At 54.8% G+C, this 17,559-nt stretch carries 16 protein-coding genes; 8 read left to right on the top strand and 8 right to left on the bottom strand.

The window, feature by feature from the left end; all coding sequences use genetic code 11:
- The first annotated feature begins 87 nt into the window (after positions 1-87).
- From fabI to pdeR, 4 genes are all read left to right on the top strand, one after another.
- Positions 88-876 carry an enoyl-ACP reductase FabI gene (gene fabI / locus DVA43_RS04875; RefSeq protein WP_114314744.1) on the top strand — a complete coding sequence of 263 codons (789 nt, stop codon included), beginning with the start codon at positions 88-90 and terminating at the stop codon, positions 874-876.
- Positions 877-1,035: 159 nt separating this feature from the next.
- Complete coding sequence (locus tag DVA43_RS04870) at positions 1,036-2,028, top strand: CMD domain-containing protein (RefSeq protein ID WP_114314743.1); 993 nt, start codon at positions 1,036-1,038, stop codon at positions 2,026-2,028.
- An 88-nt stretch (positions 2,029-2,116) separates the two neighbouring features.
- Positions 2,117-4,051: an exoribonuclease II gene (locus DVA43_RS04865; RefSeq protein WP_114314742.1), complete on the top strand. Its 1,935-nt coding sequence runs from the start codon at positions 2,117-2,119 to the stop codon at positions 4,049-4,051.
- A 321-nt stretch (positions 4,052-4,372) separates the two neighbouring features.
- Complete coding sequence (pdeR, locus tag DVA43_RS04860) at positions 4,373-6,364, top strand: cyclic di-GMP phosphodiesterase (RefSeq protein ID WP_114314741.1); 1,992 nt, start codon at positions 4,373-4,375, stop codon at positions 6,362-6,364.
- On the opposite strand, the gene DVA43_RS04855 is transcribed toward pdeR, so the two are convergent.
- Positions 6,361-7,230 (bottom strand): crotonase/enoyl-CoA hydratase family protein, encoded by an 870-nt coding sequence (locus DVA43_RS04855; RefSeq protein ID WP_103179876.1) that lies wholly within the window; start codon positions 7,228-7,230, stop codon positions 6,361-6,363. The genes pdeR and DVA43_RS04855 overlap by 4 nt on opposite strands.
- Before the next feature lie 192 nt (positions 7,231-7,422).
- Here DVA43_RS04855 and DVA43_RS04850 point away from each other — a divergent pair, with 192 nt between their 5' ends.
- Together DVA43_RS04850 and DVA43_RS04845 are read left to right on the top strand one after the other, a co-directional pair.
- Positions 7,423-7,605, top strand: coding sequence for a hypothetical protein (locus DVA43_RS04850; RefSeq protein ID WP_103822238.1), 183 nt, complete (start codon positions 7,423-7,425; stop codon positions 7,603-7,605).
- 68 nt (positions 7,606-7,673) lie between these two features.
- Positions 7,674-8,429, top strand: coding sequence for a DNA-binding transcriptional regulator YciT (locus DVA43_RS04845; RefSeq protein ID WP_114314740.1), 756 nt, complete (start codon positions 7,674-7,676; stop codon positions 8,427-8,429).
- 82 nt (positions 8,430-8,511) lie between these two features.
- Here the strand turns inward: DVA43_RS04845 and DVA43_RS04840 are convergent.
- Positions 8,512-9,632 (bottom strand): IS3-like element ISSen4 family transposase gene (locus DVA43_RS04840; protein ID WP_087451024.1). Its coding sequence is split into 2 segments (ribosomal slippage): positions 8,512-9,374 and positions 9,374-9,632, totalling 1,122 coding nucleotides; the frame shifts between segments, so codons are not numbered across the junction.
- A gap of 287 nt (positions 9,633-9,919) precedes the next feature.
- Between DVA43_RS04840 and osmB the strand changes: the two genes are divergently transcribed.
- Positions 9,920-10,135 carry an osmotically-inducible lipoprotein OsmB gene (osmB, locus tag DVA43_RS04835; protein ID WP_103179879.1) on the top strand — a complete coding sequence of 72 codons (216 nt, stop codon included), beginning with the start codon at positions 9,920-9,922 and terminating at the stop codon, positions 10,133-10,135.
- 112 nt (positions 10,136-10,247) lie between these two features.
- On the opposite strand, the gene yciH is transcribed toward osmB, so the two are convergent.
- From yciH to pgpB, 5 genes are all read right to left on the bottom strand, one after another.
- Positions 10,248-10,574, bottom strand: a complete 327-nt coding sequence (gene yciH / locus DVA43_RS04830; RefSeq protein ID WP_114314739.1) for a stress response translation initiation inhibitor YciH — start codon at positions 10,572-10,574, stop codon at positions 10,248-10,250.
- The gene (gene pyrF / locus DVA43_RS04825) at positions 10,574-11,311 is read right to left on the bottom strand and encodes an orotidine-5'-phosphate decarboxylase (RefSeq protein ID WP_114314738.1); all 738 of its coding nucleotides are present in this window, start codon (positions 11,309-11,311) and stop codon (positions 10,574-10,576) included. The genes yciH and pyrF overlap by 1 nt, the downstream gene beginning before the upstream one ends.
- A gap of 182 nt (positions 11,312-11,493) precedes the next feature.
- On the bottom strand, positions 11,494-12,663 hold the full coding sequence (gene lapB / locus DVA43_RS04820; RefSeq protein WP_114314737.1) for a lipopolysaccharide assembly protein LapB: 1,170 nt from the start codon (positions 12,661-12,663) through the stop codon (positions 11,494-11,496).
- 6 nt (positions 12,664-12,669) lie between these two features.
- Positions 12,670-12,978 carry a LapA family protein gene (locus DVA43_RS04815; protein ID WP_103822242.1) on the bottom strand — a complete coding sequence of 103 codons (309 nt, stop codon included), beginning with the start codon at positions 12,976-12,978 and terminating at the stop codon, positions 12,670-12,672.
- 151 nt (positions 12,979-13,129) lie between these two features.
- Positions 13,130-13,894: a phosphatidylglycerophosphatase B gene (pgpB, locus tag DVA43_RS04810; RefSeq protein WP_114314736.1), complete on the bottom strand. Its 765-nt coding sequence runs from the start codon at positions 13,892-13,894 to the stop codon at positions 13,130-13,132.
- A gap of 197 nt (positions 13,895-14,091) precedes the next feature.
- Here pgpB and ribA point away from each other — a divergent pair, with 197 nt between their 5' ends.
- Positions 14,092-14,682 carry a GTP cyclohydrolase II gene (ribA, locus tag DVA43_RS04805; RefSeq protein ID WP_168192025.1) on the top strand — a complete coding sequence of 197 codons (591 nt, stop codon included), beginning with the start codon at positions 14,092-14,094 and terminating at the stop codon, positions 14,680-14,682.
- Positions 14,683-14,722: 40 nt separating this feature from the next.
- On the opposite strand, the gene acnA is transcribed toward ribA, so the two are convergent.
- A complete protein-coding gene (gene acnA, locus DVA43_RS04800) occupies positions 14,723-17,398 on the bottom strand; it encodes an aconitate hydratase AcnA (protein ID WP_114314735.1) in 2,676 nt (891 codons plus the stop codon).
- Positions 17,399-17,559 lie beyond the last annotated feature (161 nt).

The raw sequence follows: 17,559 nt of genomic DNA, 5'->3' as shown, positions 1-17,559 counted from the left end.
CGCGACACATGCTATTATCGCCGCGTTTTAACGACGGTTGTCCAAAAATGACAGCCGCCACAACAATGAATATAAGGATTAAGAGCTATGGGTTTTCTTTCCGGTAAGCGTATTCTGGTCACTGGCGTTGCCAGCAAACTGTCCATCGCATACGGCATCGCACAGGCTATGCATCGCGAAGGCGCTGAGCTGGCATTCACCTACCAGAACGACAAGCTGAAAGGCCGCGTAGAAGAGTTTGCCGCGCAGCTGGATTCCAGCATTGTTCTGGAATGCGACGTTGCTAAAGATGAAAGCATCGATGGCATGTTCGCCGAGCTGGCAAAAACCTGGTCGAAATTTGACGGTTTCGTTCACTCCATCGGTTTTGCACCGGGCGACCAGTTGGATGGCGACTATGTAAACGCGGTCACCCGTGAAGGCTTCAAAATCGCACACGACATCAGCTCCTACAGCTTTGTGGCGATGGCGAAATCCTGCCGCTCCATGCTTAACCCAGGCGCAGCGCTGCTGACCCTCTCCTACCTGGGCGCTGAGCGCGCTATCCCTAACTACAACGTAATGGGTCTGGCAAAAGCCTCTCTGGAAGCCAACGTGCGCTACATGGCGAACGCAATGGGTCCGGAAGGCGTGCGCGTAAACGGCATCTCTGCCGGTCCAATCCGTACTCTGGCGGCTTCCGGCATCAAAGACTTCCGTAAAATGCTGGCGCATTGCGAAGCGGTTACCCCAATCCGTCGCACCGTGACCATCGAAGATGTGGGTAACTCCGCAGCCTTCCTCTGCTCTGACCTCTCTGCTGGCATCTCCGGCGAAGTGGTTCACGTTGACGGCGGTTTCAGCATCGCTGCAATGAACGAGCTGGAACTCAAATAAGTTCGTTGCCTTCCCGCTCCGGCGGGAAGGTTTGCCCACCGTTCAGCCTTCTCTCCCCCCGTTATTCCGTTCCGCTATTTGTTATCACTTAACAATATTTTTCCGCTTATCCGCCTTCCGCCAGGATATTGATCGCCATTTTGAGATCAAGGAACGCACATGGAACAACGCCGTATTTCTGGCAAAGGCCACTGGTATCATGAGACCCAGTCCAGTAGCAGCCCGACGGAAGTCCTGCCTTTGGTTCCCGAAGCCGCGCATGTCGCCGATCGCTTTTTGCTGAATATCGCGCTACCGGCAACGTTGCTGGCAGCCTGTGAACGCTGGTTAACCCCGGCCCGGGCGCTATGCGACCTTTTTTTCCCACGGACCGTCGCGGTTACCCGGCTGCGTACGCTGAGCGCCTACGATCGTTTCAGCACTGCTCTGACCGTCGCCCAGGTGTGCGGTGTGCAGCGCCTGTGTAATCACTACGCCGCCCTTCTCGCCCCGCTCCCCGGCCCCGACTCCTCCCGTGAAAGCAATCGCCGTCTCGCCCAGATCACCCAGTATGCCCGCCAGCTTGCCAGCTCGCCGGATGTGATCGACAGCAAAGCGCAGCAGGGGCTCGATGAGGTGGGCCTGACGGTGTATGACATCGTGACCATCAATCAGATTATCGGCTTTGTGGGCTTTCAGGCGCGCGTGGTGGCGGTGTTTCAGGCCCTGCTCGGCCACCCGGTGCGCTGGCTGCCTGGGCACCATATCCCACCTCATGCCCTGCCGGACGATAACGACCTGAATATGTGGCAGCCTGCCATCCCTGGTGTTGAGCGTTGTCAGGCCAGCTCGCAACAGCTGGCCTCGCTTGAACGCTGGCAGGACGAGCCGTTATTGCAGCCTCTTGCGCCGGTGCTCTGTCATGAACCGTTGATCCTCGATCAAACGGGTGAAATTCTTATCAGTGGCATTAACACGGTGTATAAAGAGGATGAGGCGGTAAGGCGTGCGGTAGAACAGCTGGCGCGATCGCCGGATCAGTTCAGCGCCGCGCAGTTTACCCCGCTGACAGATGATGGCCAGTCGCCCGTACAGGCCATCAACCTGCTCACCTGGAGCGCTTTTTGCGGCTGGCTGAACCGTCTGAAAATCGCCATTGGCAGAAGCGAATAACCACACTAACGACCGAAAGAGCGCTTGCTGTAGCAGTGAGATTCGCGTAAAACTGTCAGCCGCTCAATGGCTACGAAAATAGATCACTATGCTCCAGGACAACCCGCTGCTAGCGCAGCTTAAACAGCAACTGCATTCCCAGACGCCACGTGCTGAAGGGGTCGTAAAAGCCACGGAAAAAGGCTTTGGCTTCCTTGAAGTCGATGCGCAGAAAAGTTACTTCATTCCGCCTCCGCAGATGAAGAAAGTGATGCACGGCGATCGCATTACAGCCGTGATCCATAGCGAAAAGGATCGTGAATCAGCCGAGCCTGAAGAATTAATTGAACCGTTCCTGACCCGTTTTGTGGGTAAGGTGCTGAGAAAAGATGACCGTCTGTCCATCATTCCGGACCATCCTCTGCTAAAAGACGCCATCCCCTGCCGCGCTGAGCGTGGCGTGACACATGATTTTAAAGAAGGTGACTGGGCCGTAGCAGAAATGCGCCGTCACCCGCTGAAGGGCGACCGCGGTTTTTATGCCGAACTGACCCAGTTTATCACCTTCGGCGAAGACCATTTCGTACCGTGGTGGGTCACCCTTGCCCGCCATAATCTGGAAAAAGAGGCGCCAGAAGGCGCAGCGACTGACATGCTGGACGAAGGTCTTGAGCGTCGCGACCTGACTGCCCTGAATTTTGTCACCATCGACAGCGCCAGCACCGAAGATATGGACGATGCGCTGTATGTTGAAGAGCAGGCTGACGGTAAACTGCTGCTAACCGTAGCGATTGCCGATCCTACGGCCTGGATCGCAGAAGGCACCCCGCTGGATGACGCGGCGAAAATCCGTGCCTTTACTAACTATCTGCCGGGCTTCAACATCCCGATGCTGCCTCGCGAGCTGTCGGATAATCTCTGCTCCCTGCGCGCCAACGAAGTGCGCCCGGTACTGGCCTGCCGTATGTCCATCGCTGCCGATGGCACTATCGAAAAGAACATTGAGTTCTTTGCTGCGCTGATCGAGTCTAAAGCCAAGCTGGTGTACGACGAGGTCTCTGACTGGCTAGAAAACAGCGGAAGCTGGCAGCCAGAGAATGAGGCCATTGCCGATCAGATCCGCCTGCTGCATCGCGTCTGCCTGAGCCGTAGCGAATGGCGTAAGACCCATGCGCTGGTCTTTAAAGATCGCCCTGACTACCGTTTCATTCTCGGTGAAAAAGGCGAAGTGCTGGATATCGTGGCGGAGCCGCGTCGCATTGCTAACCGCATCGTTGAAGAGTCGATGATTGCGGCGAACATCTGCGCGGCCCGCGTACTGCGCGACAAACTCGGTTTCGGTATCTATAACGTGCACACCGGGTTTGATCCGGCTAACAGCGAAGCGCTGGCTGCCCTGCTGAAAACCCACGACGTGCATGTGGATCCGCAGGAAGTTCTGACCCTGAATGGCTTCTGCAAGCTGCGCCGTGAACTGGATGCCCAGCCGTCTGGTTTCCTGGACAGCCGTATTCGTCGCTTCCAGTCTTTCGCTGAGATCAGCACCGAACCTGGCCCGCACTTTGGCCTGGGGCTGGAAGCCTACGCCACCTGGACCTCACCGATTCGTAAGTATGGCGATATGATTAACCACCGCCTGCTGAAAGCGATCGTTAAAGGCGAAACCATTGCCCGTCCACAGGACGAAGCCACGGTGCAGATGGCCGAGCGCCGTCGCCTTAACCGCATGGCGGAACGCGACGTTGGTGACTGGCTCTACGCCCGGTTCCTGAAAGACAAAGCCGGAACGGATACCCGTTTCGCGGCGGAGATCATCGATGTCAGCCGTGGCGGCATGCGTGTACGTCTGGTGGATAATGGCGCCGTGGCCTTTATTCCTGCGCCGTTCCTGCACGCCGTACGTGACGAGCTGGTCTGCAGCCAGGAAAATGGCACCGTGCAAATCAAAGGCGAAGTGGCCTATAAAGTGACTGAAGTTATCGATGTCACTATTGCTGAAGTGCGCATGGAAACACGCAGCATTATTGCCCGCCCTGCCGTCTGATTGTTGACTGCCTGAAAGTCGGTTCTCCTCATTTGAGGGAACCGGCTTTTTTTTTTGCGTTAACGTCAAATTCATCATTTTTCCTTATCTTTTTCTCCCCTAAATTGCGAAAAGCGATCACACTTATTCATGACAGTCTGGTGAATGCTTTAACGTGTCACAGGAATATTCATTCGCCTGTATCCTTTTTTGCTAATCTCGTTCTAATATAAGAATACTGGGAAAAAACAATAAGTTTAGTTCGGGCTTACCGCTATTTAAGCACGGTAAAACCGACTGAAAATGCACAATGTGTGCAATTAAGTGCGCCTGGGAGAGAGCATGATTGACGATCTGGAGCAAAATTTGCTGTTTCGTTACATGGGCACCCACAGTCCCTGGTGGCGGCTGACGGCGGACAGTAACGCGCTCCATCTTGCGGCCAGCGAAAGCGCCGATACCACACAGGTTGTGGCGCTGAATGACGAGCAGGCCAACAGCATTCGCCAGATGACGGTTATTACCTCCAGCATTACCATGACGCTCTCCCTGTACGGAACCGAGGTGCCAGTGCACCTGGTGGGACGTAAGATCAATAAAAAAGAGTGGACCGGTACCGCCTCCGCCTGGAACGACACCCCTTCTGTCGCCCGCGACCTGGCGCAGGGGTTATCCTTTGCCGAGCAGGTGGTTTCAGAGGCCAACTCGGTCATCGTTATTCTCGACCGGCACGGCAATATTCAACGCTTCAACCGCCTGAGCGAAGAATATACCGGGATGAAAGAACATGAAGTTATTGGTCAGAACGTCTTTAAACTGTTTATGAGCCGCAGCGAGGCAGCGGCTTCCCGGCGTAATATCAGCGGTTTTTTTCGGGACGGCAGCTCCTATGAAGTGGAACGCTGGATTAAAACCCGTAAAGGGCAGCGTTTGTTTTTATTCCGGAATAAATTCGTGCACAGCGGCAGCGGAAAAAATGAAATATTCCTTATCTGTTCCGGTACGGATATCACTGAAGAACGCCGTGCCCAGGAACGTCTTCGTGTACTTGCCAATACCGATACCATTACTGGCCTGCCAAACCGCAACGCTATCCTCGATCTGATCAGCGAAGCGATAGAAACCCGTGGCGATGGTCAGGTGGGCGTGGTCTATCTTGACCTCGATAATTTCAAAAAAGTGAATGATGCCTACGGGCATATGTTTGGCGATCAGCTGCTGCAGGCGGTGGCGCTGGCTATCCTCAGTTGTCTGGAGGACGGGCAGGTTCTTGCGCGTCTGGGTGGCGACGAGTTTATCGTGCTGGCAACCGGTACGTCACAGGGTGCGCTAGAAGCTATGGCTTCGCGGATCCTTACCCGCCTGCGTCAGCCTTTCCGGATTGGTTTAATTGAAGTCTACACCGGCTGTTCGCTGGGGATCTCCCTCGCACCCCAGCACGGCACCGATCGGGAAAGCGTGATACGCAACGCCGATACCGCCATGTATACCGCGAAAGAGAACGGCCGCGGCAAGTTCTGCGTTTTCTCCCCGGAAATGAATCAGCGCGTATTTGAATATCTGTGGCTGGACACCAACCTACGCAAGGCGCTGGACAATGACCAGCTGGTCATCCACTACCAGCCCAAAATTACCTGGCGTGGCGAGGTGAGAACTCTCGAAGCGTTGGTGCGCTGGCAGTCTCCGGAGCGCGGACTGATCCCGCCGCTGGAGTTTATCTCCTACGCCGAAGAGTCCGGACTGATTGTTCCGCTCGGGCGTTGGGTAATGCTGGATGTAGTACGCCAGGTGGCCAAATGGCGCAATAAAGGCATCAATTTACGCGTGGCGGTCAACGTTTCGGCCCGCCAGCTGGCAGACCAGACGATTTTCAGCGATCTGAAACAGGCGCTGAAGGATCTCAATTTTGAATACTGCCCTATTGATGTCGAGCTGACCAAAAGCTGTCTGATTGAAAACGAAGAGCTGGCGCTGTCGGTGATCCAGCAGTTCAGCCAGCTGGGGGCGCAGATCCACCTTGATGATTTCGGAACCGGTTATTCGTCGCTGTCGCAACTGGCACGTTTTCCCATCGATGCCATTAAGCTCGACCAGGCGTTTGTCCGGGATATCCACAAGCAGTCGGTGTCGCAATCGCTGGTGCGCGCAATCGTTGCTGTCGCTCAGGCGCTGAATTTGCAGGTGATTGCCGAAGGGGTCGAGAGTGCGAAAGAAGACGCCTTTCTGACGAAGAACGGCGTCAATGAACGACAGGGATTTCTGTTTGCTAAACCCATGCCCGCTGTCGCTTTCGAGCGATGGTTTAAACGTTATCAGTCACGGAATGCGCGCTAGCTGGCTTTACGCAGCCCCGATGCCGTGTGGCGGTCCTGCAACAGCACCAACCGCTGCATATAGGCCACGTCCTTAGGTTGTAGGCAGAATGCGGCGTCTACCCAATCTTCCGTGATGTCCATCAGTTCACTGCGCGGCAGCTGCAATACCCGCTGGCGGGCGCGCAGCATCGCTCTGACGCCATTCATCTTGGGTTGTAACGTGTCGATGAAGGTCCGCGTCGCCACGTAGCCCTGACCGGGTTCGAACAGCACATCCACCAGACCCTGCTGCTCATACCATTCTGCAGTGTGCGACTCCCCTTTGTAGATCAGCTCTTCTGCCAGTTTCATACCAGAGCGGCGGGCGACCAGCGAGTAGCCTCCCATCCCGGGGAACAGGTTAAAAGCGATTTCAGGAAACCCCAGGCGGGCATCCCGTTGCGCCAGTAAAAAGTGGTGCGCCAGCGCCGCTTCAAAGCCACCCCCAAGGGCACTGCCCTCTACCATCGACAGGGTGATCGCCCCGGTATCAAATCCCCGCGATGCGGCGTGGACACAGTCCACGCAGGCGCGGGCATAGGCCCGAAGCGCTTCGCGACGACCGTTCTCAATGCACTCGACAAAGAAGCGTAAATCGCCACCCGTATTATACATATCGGGCACTAGCGAACCGGTCACCCAGAAATCAACCTCAAACCCGGACTGCCGTACCAGCCACGACAGGTTCATAATCTCCTCTATAAGCGCATGATTGAAGCAGGGACGCGGCTGGGCCCGTAACATCATCCACACGGTACGTCTCTCTTCCTCGTAATAGCCGGCGAGCTGGGTGAATCGTGCAGAATCAGTGAACAGTTTACAGGTAGCCTGATTGATAATTGTCATAGTCTAATTCCTCATAGAAAAAAGCGCCTTGCGCGCAGAGTTAGACTAATCCACTACAAAATTCCTACGTATAAAGAAGCATCAAAATATCACTACCATTAATGGGCTTTCGTTAGCTCACTTTTTCCCTTCTCTTTTGCCGTCAATTTCTGCATCATTGAATTTATTCACTTTTCATTTAGGGATGAGATTATGTCTGATATCGATGCACTGAAAGTGGCGCAACGTATTGATACTGTGCTGGATATTCTGGTCGCAGGCGATGTGAACTCTGCTCTTCGTAATCTCGAGATATTAAAATCAGAATTACTGACCCTGGCGGGCGAGCAGAAAAACCCGGGTGCAGTGTCGCCTAAATCCCCATGGGAAGTTTAAGGCTCGATCCACCTCTCGTGTTTAAGTCAGTTTTCAACTAACGGCCATGCCGTTTTAATATGGATGCTATGAACTCCCGACAACAAATAATATTACAGATGGTGATCGACACAGGGCGAGTGAGTGTCGTTGATCTGGCAAAAGCAACCGGCGTGTCAGAAGTCACCATCCGCCAGGATCTCAATCTTCTGGAAAAAATGAGCTACCTCCGTCGCGCGCACGGTTACGCCGTCCCGCTGGACAGCGAAGATGTTGAAACGCGCATGATGAACAACTATGCGCTGAAACGTGAGCTGGCGGAGTTTGCGGCATCGCTGGTGAATAATGGCGAAACGGTGTTTATCGAGAACGGCAGCTGCAATGCCCTGCTCGCGCGTACGCTGGCCGACCAGAAGGAAGAGGTCACCATCGTGACGGTAAGCAGCTACATCGCGCATCTTCTGAAGGAGACGCGTAGCGAAGTGATTTTACTCGGCGGCATCTACCAGAAAAAAAGCGAAAGTATGGTTGGCCCGCTTACACGTCAGTATGTGCAGCAGGTCCATTTCAGCAAGGCTTTCATCGGCATTGATGGCTGGCAGCCTGATACCGGCTTTACCGGGCGGGACATGATGCGCTCGGATGTGGTGAACGCGGTGCTGGAGAAAGGCGGCGAGACCATTGTGCTCACCGACAGCTCAAAATTCGGCGCGGTTCACCCTTATACAATGGGCCCGGTCTCGCGCTTTAGCCGGGTGATTACCGACGAGGGCATTAAACAAGCCCATGTCGCCACTCTGCAGCAAGACGGCTTAACCGTCGATATCGTTAAAAAACCCGCCTGACCCTACTCTAACGCCCGAATATCGGGCGTCATTTTTCTGCCCCTTCGCTCTGATGACCTGCCCCCACGATTAGATACAACACTCAGTTAGTAACGTCGGAATCTTCATTCTCAGAATGACCCTTTCTCCAGCCCGCTGCAAATTCAGACGGTGTCTGATAATTCAGCGTGGAGTGCGGGCGGCATTCGTTATAATCCTGCCGCCAGTCATTAATAATTTTCCTAGCATGAACGATATCGCTGAACCAGTGCTCATTCAAACATTCATCGCGAAATCGTCCGTTAAAGCTCTCAATAAATCCGTTCTGCGTTGGCTTGCCCGGCTGGATTAAGCGCAACTCAACACCATGCTCAAAGGCCCATTGATCCAGTGCACGGCAAGTGAACTCCGGCCCCTGGTCAGTTCTTATCGTCGCCGGATAGCCTCGAAACAGTGCAATGCTGTCCAGAATACGCGTGACCTGAACGCCTGAAATCCCAAAGGCAACAGTGACCGTCAGGCATTCCTTTGTGAAATCATCGACGCAGGTAAGACACTTGATCCTGCGACCGGTGGAAAGTGCGTCCATGACGAAATCCATCGACCAGGTCAGATTGGGCGCCGCCGGACGGAGCAGCGGCAGACGTTCTGTTGCCAGCCCTTTACGACGTCTTCTGCGTTTTACGCCCAGGCCACTGAGGTGATAAAGCCGGTACACGCGCTTATGATTAACATGAAGCCCTTCACGGCGCAGCAACTGCCAAATACGACGGTAGCCAAAACGCCTGCGCTCCAGTGCCAGCTCAGTGATGCGCCCTGATAAATGCGCATCAGCAGCCGGACGGTGAGCCTCATAGCGGCAGGTCGACAGGGATAAACCTGTAAGCCTGCAGGCACGACGTTGCGACAGACCGGTCGCATCACACATCAACATCACGGCTTCCCGCTTCTGGTCTGTCGTCAGTACTTTCGCCCAAGAGCCACCTGAAGCGCCTCTTTATCCAGCATGGCTTCGGCAAGCAGCTTCTTGAGTCTGGCGTTCTCTTCCTCAAGCGACTTCAGGCGCTTAACTTCAGGCACCTCCATACCGCCATACTTCTTACGCCAGGTGTAAAACGTGGCATCGGAAATGGCATGCTTGCGGCAGAGTTCACGGGCGGGTACCCCAGCTTCGGCTTCGCGGAGAATACTGATGATCTGTTCGTCGGAAAAACGCTTCTTCATGGGGATGTCCTCATGTGGCTTATGAAGACATTACTAACATCGGGGTGTACTAATCAACGGGGAGCAGGTCACTGAGACTTTTCTGACTCCCCGTTTAAGACTATTTACCTGTCGGATCAGTAATAAAGACGTAAAATTATTGTTAGCGATATAACAGGAAGTAACTATCACCTGCGTGATCTTGTAACGCCTGCGCAATCAAGTTTCATGGAATAACGCGCTTGAGGGGATTCATAGCCATTTAAGCGAAATGATTTCCGTGGATCAATACTTCAGGAGAATGAATTATGACCTTTAACAGCAAAAAATTATCCGCTGCTATGCTGGCCGTTACGCTGGCATTATCCCTGAGCGCGTGCTCCGGCATGAGCAGACAAGACCGTAATACCGCGATTGGTGCGGGTGCTGGCGCAATCGGTGGTTCCGTCTTAACTGACGGTAGCACACTGGGTACCCTGGGTGGTGCTGCAGTGGGTGGGATCATCGGTCACCAGGTTAAATAACCTACCGATTGCCACCGCAGTTATTTGATAACGTCCTGTTGTTTCTGGCGCTATCTCAAAATAAAAACAGTAAGCCACGGTTTCGACCGTGGCTTACTGTTTTAGCGGTGCGTTAACCGCCCGCTAATTTCACTTTCATCCCTTTGGCCTCCAGCAGGGATTTAATAAGATCTCGCTTATCGCCCTGGATCTCAATAACGCCATCTTTAACTGACCCGCCGCATCCGCATTTTTTCTTCAATTCTGCGGCAATCTGCGCCAGAGTGGCATCGTCGGCGTCAATTCCGGTGATCAGCGATACGCCCTTCCCTTTACGTCCGCTGGTCTGGCGTTGAATCCGTACAATGCCATCACCTTTTGGTCGCTCAGCGATCTCTTTTGGCTCATCAATGCGCCCGGTTTCTGTCGAATAGACCAGGCGGCTGTTAGTGTCGCGCATTACGCCCCCTTGTGAAGTGATGCGTTAATAGCTTTCAGGGTTTGTGCCGGATCGGCTGACTGGGTGACCGGCCGACCAATAACCATATAGTCCACGCCCGCCGCCAGCGCCTCTTCCGGGGTCATAATGCGGCGCTGATCGCCTGCATCGCTCCCCTGGGGACGGATGCCCGGCGTGACCAGCTTGAAATCCTGTCCGATGGCACTTTTGAAGCGAACGGCTTCCTGAGCAGAGCAGACGACGCCATCAAGGCCGCAGGAGTGCGTCAGGCGAGCCAGACGTTCGGCATGCTCTGCCGGTGACAACGTCACGCCAAGGTCCAGCAGATCGCTGGCTTCCATGCTGGTCAGCACGGTAACGGCAATCAGCAATGGGGCATCTTTACCAAAGGGTAACAGCGCTTCGCGAGCGGCGGTCATCATACGCGCCCCGCCGGAGGCGTGAACGTTCACCATCCAGACCCCCAGCTCAGCCGCTGCGGCTACCGCATGGGCCGTGGTGTTAGGAATATCGTGGAATTTCAGATCCAGAAAAACATCAAATCCGCGCTGCTGCATATCCCGAACAATTTGTGGTCCAAAGAGCGTGAACATCTCTTTACCGATTTTCAGGCGGCAGTCTTGCGGATCAATACGATCAACGAACGCCAGGGCATTGTCGCGATTGTTGTAATCCAGAGCGACAACAACAGGAGATGCAGTAACTACGCGGGAGGAAGATGAAGCTACAGACGTCATGACCGGACCTTCTCGTCGATGGGCGCCGCATCGGCGCGGGAATGTTAAACGGCGAGCATTCTACCTGCGCACCACAAAAATTAACAGGTTACATTTTTATTCCTGCCGGACTACAGCGCGCACGGACCCATTGTGTCAAACCTTACTTAGTATGTTGTAACTAAATTAAGGCTTTTTAAAAATTACTGCCCATCGAGGCCGCGAATTGGCTTAATGGTGGACCAGGCGCGGCATGACGGACAGTGCCAGTACAGGGTATAGGCCGTAAAACCGCACTTCTGGCAGCGGTAGCGCGGCTTGCTGCGTACCTGTTCGCCTACCATGTCGCGCAGCACCATCAGGCTCTCTTTGGCGCGCCCCTCTTCTGCCTCGTTCAGGTGATAATCCATCAGCTTATGGAAGACACGCATGGTGGGATGGCGCTGCAGCTGACGGGTAATGTAGACCTGCGCCGTATCACTGCCTTCGTGTTCCTGAACCACATCCGCCAGCATCAGCTCCGCTGTCGCCCCGGTGTTCTCTTCCACGCAACGGCGCAGGAAAGCCACCCACTCTGAGGTCATGTCCAGCTGCTGATAGCAGGTTTGCAACATCTCCAGGGTTTCGCTGACCAGCTCTTTATCCTGATCGATAACCCGGAGCAGACTCTCCACCGCCTTGTGGTAATCCCCTTTCGCCATATAGACGCGCCCCATCATGATGGAGACGCGCGCGCTGCTGCGATCCGCGGCGGCACCCTTGCGAAGAAGCGCCATGGCTTTGTCCATATCTTCGCTGCCCATCTGCTGCAGGGCGAGTTCGCAGTAGAAGTGGCCAATTTCAACGCGCTGTTTATCTTTACCCAGCTTCACCAGACGTTCAGCAACGTCGATCGCTTTCTGCCATTCACTGGTGGCCTGATAAATCTGCAGCAACTGCTGCAGGGCGCTAATGCGAAAATCGGTTTCATCCACCAGCTGTTTGAACATCTCTTCGGCGCGATCGTAGAGGCCGGCCGCCATGTAGTCACGGCCCAGCTGTTGTACCGCCAGCAAACGCTGCTCATAGGTTAACGAGGCGCTCTCCATTAAGGTCTGGTGGATGCGGATAGCGCGGTCGACTTCACCGCGGGAGCGGAACAGATTACCGAGCGTAAGGTGGGCTTCAACGGTCCCGGTATCCTCTTTCAACATCTCAAGGAACAGATCGACCGCTTTATCCTGTTGGTTGCTCAGAAGGAAGTTAACCCCGGCGACGTAGTCGCGTGAAAGACGGTTCGCCTCATCCTGCTTTGTTTGTTGCGCACTTCTGCGGCCCATATACCAGCCATAGGCTGCGGCTACAGGCAAAAGCAGAAACAACAACTCCAGCATCTTAGATTATTCCTTCGCTACCGGCACACCTGAACTTACCGGAACGTCGGCCGGAGGCGCAATTTGGTTTTCAAGACGTTTAATTTTTCGTTCCGCCCGGGCGAGTGATACCCGAACTTTAAGCCAGAACAGACCGCAAATCAGCCAGCCGATAACAAACCCTGCAGCAAACAGAACCGCCAGGAGGCTGGATATCCGATATTCGCCTTGCGCCAGCAGGTAATTAAACGTTACCTGTTGATCGTTTTGCGCACCCAATGTGACGGAAATGACAAAAATCGCCAACACCAGTAAGAAAATGAGTAAATATTTCACATTACTTCCCGTTATGTGGTTGAAGCGAATAAAGAGCGTTCACCATAGCGTAACCAGCCTTATAAACTACCATTTTCAGGACGGGCGCGAAACGGAAAAAGCGTCGCGCCACGTTCTGATCTGCGGCTTAATATAATAATTTCAACCTCAGTCAGCTTTCTTGCTCTCTGTCGGCAATTTCCCGCTTCTCTTCTACCGGCGGCGTGAGCGGACCGCAGACGCGCTGGGCAAGCCAGGTGGCACAGGTAATCAGCAGCCACGACATCAGGGTGGCTACCACCAGGTCCCGCGGCCAGTGCATACCGAGCAGCAGGCGGCTTCCCATCACGCCCGTCGCCCAGACCAGCAGAACGGCGATGGTCAACGTGCGTCGACGCGGCCACAGCAGCCCTACCCCCAGCAACGCCCAACTTGCGGCGAACATTGTGTGTCCGGACGGAAAGGCAAATCCGGTCTCTTTTTGCCAGTGCTTGCGTAAGAATGTCGGGACAGCCTGTTGTTCACTAAGCTGTTCTTTCACCAGCTCACCGCGTTCCTTACGCTTTAAATTGTAGAAGTCGTCGACCGGAACATGGTGAGTTTTTTCCAGCCAGACGACAAATGGACGCGGCTCCTGAACCCGATCTTTCACCCAGGATTTGAGCCCCTGGCCGATCAGGATCACGCCGGCGAGAATGGCAAACAGCATAATGGCGGCCCGCAAACGAAAACGCAGGCACCACAAAAACCAGCCGCACAATAGCGTATGCGTAATAATGCCCCAGGGTTGAGTAACCGTCTCGGTTACCCAGAACAGCGCCTTCAACCATGTGCTGTTCGTACCAGGCTGCCACTCCCAGCCTGATATCCACACCGCCACAGGCATTACAAGCAATATCCCTGCACCAACCGCCGTACGGCGGGCTATTGAAAGCATGTCGTCTCCTTTTTTCGATAAGCCTCACAATCATAACCGAAAAATCAGAGCTGCGTAAAAATGTCGGATTGTGCGTTTAACGTTCGTTAAGCCGGCAGTGATTAGGTGAACCCGTGCAGCTTGTGGCAAAATAAGAACATACCGACAGCCAAACAGGCAACAGACACAAGGCGTGTCAGCATTTTCTGGAGAATCACATGCAGCTTAAACGTGTGGCAGAAGCCAATCTGCCAACCCCATGGGGCGATTTCCTGATGGTGGGCTTTGAAGAACTGGCAACCGGGCAGGATCATGTCGCGTTAGTCTTCGGCGATACGTCCGGGCAGACGCCGGTTCTGGCTCGCGTTCATTCCGAGTGTCTCACGGGTGATGCCCTGTTTAGCCTGCGCTGCGATTGTGGTTTTCAACTTGAAGCTGCCCTGTCGCGCATCGCCGAAGAGGGCCGGGGCATTCTGCTGTATCACCGTCAGGAGGGCCGCAACATCGGTCTGCTGAATAAGATCCGCGCCTATGCGTTGCAGGATCAAGGCTACGATACCGTTGAAGCTAACCACCAACTGGGCTTTGCTGCCGATGAACGTGATTTCACCCTGTGCGCGGATATGTTCAAGCTGCTGGGCGTCGATGAAGTACGTCTGCTAACCAATAACCCGCGTAAGGTGGAGATCTTGACCGAAGCCGGGATCAATATCGTTGAACGTGTGCCGCTGATTGTGGGGCGTAACCCGAAAAACGAACACTATCTGGATACCAAAGCGGCCAAGCTAGGCCATCTGCTTAACAAGTAAAAAACAACAGCCCGGCAATTTATGCCGGGCTGATTTTCTTTTAGTTCAGCATATTACGAATGACATAGTGCAAAATGCCGTCGTTCTGGTAGTAGGTGAGCTCCGTCGCAGTATCGATACGACAGCGGCAGTTCACCACCTCGGTTTGCCCATCGGCTCGCGTCAGTTTGACCGGCACGGTGGCGCCAGGCGTCAGGTTCTGCAGATCCGCAATATCAATGCGCTCCTCACCCGTCAGCCCCAGCGTTTTACGCGATACCCCCTCCGGGAACTCCAGGGGTAAAATCCCCATCCCGATCAGGTTTGAACGGTGGATACGCTCAAATGATTCGGCGATAACGACGCGTACACCAAGCAATCTGGGTCCTTTTGCTGCCCAATCGCGGCTTGATCCGGAGCCGTACTCTTTCCCGGCTATCACCGCCAGAGGCGTGCCCTCCTGCTGATATTTCATCGCCGCATCATAGATTGAGATCACTTCGGTTCCGGGCAGATGGCGCGTCATTCCGCCTTCCACGCCAGGCACCATCTCGTTGCGGATACGAATATTGGCGAAGGTGCCACGCATCATCACTTCATGGTTGCCGCGACGCGAACCGTAGGAGTTAAAATCACGCCGCTCTACGCCACGACTCTGGAGATAACGCCCTGCCGGGCTATCCGCCTTGATACTGCCTGCCGGGGAGATATGGTCCGTGGTCACCGAGTCACCGAGGATGGCCAGTACGCGCGCACCGTGGATATCTTCCAGCGGTTTGGGTTCCGCCAGCATCTCGTCAAAGAAAGGCGACAGACGGATGTAGGTGGAGTCATCCTGCCAGCTGTAGGTATCTGAGCGCGCCACCTCAATGGTTTTCCACTCAGGTGTGCCTTCAAACACTTCGGCGTACTCTTTGCGGAACATGTCGGTGGACACTTTTTCAACCGCAAGAGCAATTTCCTGTGCCGACGGCCAGATATCTTTCAGATAAACCGGATCCCCTTTGCGATCGTATCCCAGCGGATCGGTTGCCAGATTGATATTCATATTGCCCGCCAGGGCATAAGCCACCACCAGCGGCGGAGAGGCCAGCCAGTTGGTTTTAATCAGCGGATGGATACGACCTTCAAAGTTACGGTTGCCCGAGAGCACCGCCCCTACCGTCAAATCGCCCTGCTTGATTGCTGTCTCGATAGGTTCCGGCAGCGGCCCGGAGTTACCGATACAGGTGGTACACCCGTACCCTACCAGGTTAAAGCCCAGCTCATCGAGATATGGCGTCAGGCGGGCCTGCGCCAGGTAATCGGAGACCACTTTCGAGCCAGGTGCCAGCGAGGCTTTGACCCACGGCTGGCGTTTCAGGCCGAGGGTAACGGCTTTTTTCGCCAGCAGTCCCGCCGCCATCAGGATGCTGGGGTTCGAGGTGTTGGTGCAGGAGGTGATGGCCGCGATCGCAACCGCGCCGTCCGGAAGCTGGTACTGCTGGCCGTTCATGACGTAATCAATAGGACGGCGATCCTTCTGTGCGGTGTTGACCTCCAGTTCAGTGCTGGCGGCAAACGCCTTAGGCACATCCGGCAAAGCCACACGGTCCTGGGGACGTTTCGGCCCGGCGACGCTGGCTTCAACCTCGCCCATATCCAGCGCCAGGGTACTGGTGAACACCGGTTCATCGCCCGGATTACGCCACATCCCCTGTGCTTTAGCGTAGGCTTCCACCAGCGCGACCTGCTCGCTGCTGCGCCCGCTGAGGCGCATATACTCCAGCGTCACGCCATCAATGGGGAAGAAACCGCAGGTCGCGCCATATTCAGGCGCCATATTGGCGATAGTGGCCCGGTCTGCCAGCGGCAGAGAGTCGAGGCCGTCACCATAGAATTCTACAAATTTACCCACCACGCCGTGCTTACGCAGCATCTGGGTGACGGTGAGCACCAGGTCGGTGGCGGTGATGCCCTCGCGCAGTTTGCCGGTCAGCTTAAAACCGACCACATCCGGGATCAGCATCGAGACCGGCTGGCCGAGCATGGCGGCCTCAGCTTCGATCCCCCCTACCCCCCAGCCCAGCACGCCGAGGCCGTTGATCATGGTGGTGTGGGAGTCCGTGCCGACCAGCGTATCCGGGTAGGCCACCCACTCCTTATCCTGCAGTTCACTCCACACCGCTTTGCCGAGATACTCCAGATTGACCTGGTGGCAGATACCGGTGCCAGGTGGGACGACGCTGAAGCGACTGAACGCCTGCTGGCCCCACTTGAGAAACACATAACGTTCGTGGTTACGCTCCATCTCCAGACGCACGTTCTCTTCAAACGCATCATCATCGCCAAAATGGTCCACGGTCACCGAGTGGTCAATAACCAGGTCAACCGGGGAGAGCGGGTTCACTTTTGCGGTATCGCCCCCCAGGCGTTTTACCGCTTCACGCATTGCCGCCAGATCAACCACCGCCGGGACGCCGGTGAAATCCTGCATCAGCACCCTGGCCGGACGATAGGCGATCTCCCGGTCGGCGTGGGCGTTCTGCAACCATCCGGCCAGGGCGTGAATATCCTCAGCCGTAACGGAGAGGTCATCCTGCCAGCGCAGGAGGTTTTCCAGTAACACTTTAAGTGACTTGGGTAAGCGCGCAATATCCCCAAGTTCCTTTGCGGCCAGTGGCAGGCTGTAGTAGTGATAGGTTTTGTTCTCAGCCTGCAATGTGTCCTTACTGGCTTCGCGTAGGGTTAACGACATAAGCTCCTCCTTAATTACCGGGATTGCGATGCCCTGACTTTTATCAGGGCCGTAATTAAAGATAACACATCATCATCGTAACGATTTGATAACAACTCAAATGGACAAATTCAGTGTGTAAAGAAGGCATAAAAAAGCCCCGCGGGCGCGAGGCTTTCATC

The sequence above is a fragment of the Leclercia sp. W6 genome, assembly GCF_003336345.1.
In the GTDB taxonomy this organism is placed as follows: domain Bacteria; phylum Pseudomonadota; class Gammaproteobacteria; order Enterobacterales; family Enterobacteriaceae; genus Enterobacter.
Note: the sequence above shows the minus strand (reverse complement) of the source record. Positions and strands in the feature narration are given on the sequence as shown.

Excerpts from the sequence above, each read along its gene's own strand:
- pdeR (WP_114314741.1), top strand. The coding sequence starts at position 4,373 with ATGATTGACGATCTGGAGCAAAATTTGCTGTTTCGTTACATGGGCACC.
- pyrF (WP_114314738.1), bottom strand. The coding sequence starts at position 11,311 with ATGACGTCTGTAGCTTCATCTTCCTCCCGCGTAGTTACTGCATCTCCT.
- DVA43_RS04855 (WP_103179876.1), bottom strand. The coding sequence starts at position 7,230 with ATGACAATTATCAATCAGGCTACCTGTAAACTGTTCACTGATTCTGCA.
- lapB (WP_114314737.1), bottom strand. The coding sequence starts at position 12,663 with ATGCTGGAGTTGTTGTTTCTGCTTTTGCCTGTAGCCGCAGCCTATGGC.
- fabI (WP_114314744.1), top strand. The coding sequence starts at position 88 with ATGGGTTTTCTTTCCGGTAAGCGTATTCTGGTCACTGGCGTTGCCAGC.
- osmB (WP_103179879.1), top strand. The coding sequence starts at position 9,920 with ATGACCTTTAACAGCAAAAAATTATCCGCTGCTATGCTGGCCGTTACG.
- yciH (WP_114314739.1), bottom strand. The coding sequence starts at position 10,574 with ATGCGCGACACTAACAGCCGCCTGGTCTATTCGACAGAAACCGGGCGC.
- pgpB (WP_114314736.1), bottom strand. The coding sequence starts at position 13,894 with ATGCTTTCAATAGCCCGCCGTACGGCGGTTGGTGCAGGGATATTGCTT.
- DVA43_RS04870 (WP_114314743.1), top strand. The coding sequence starts at position 1,036 with ATGGAACAACGCCGTATTTCTGGCAAAGGCCACTGGTATCATGAGACC.
- ribA (WP_168192025.1), top strand. The coding sequence starts at position 14,092 with ATGCAGCTTAAACGTGTGGCAGAAGCCAATCTGCCAACCCCATGGGGC.
- DVA43_RS04850 (WP_103822238.1), top strand. The coding sequence starts at position 7,423 with ATGTCTGATATCGATGCACTGAAAGTGGCGCAACGTATTGATACTGTG.
- DVA43_RS04865 (WP_114314742.1), top strand. The coding sequence starts at position 2,117 with ATGCTCCAGGACAACCCGCTGCTAGCGCAGCTTAAACAGCAACTGCAT.
- DVA43_RS04845 (WP_114314740.1), top strand. The coding sequence starts at position 7,674 with ATGAACTCCCGACAACAAATAATATTACAGATGGTGATCGACACAGGG.
- acnA (WP_114314735.1), bottom strand. The coding sequence starts at position 17,398 with ATGTCGTTAACCCTACGCGAAGCCAGTAAGGACACATTGCAGGCTGAG.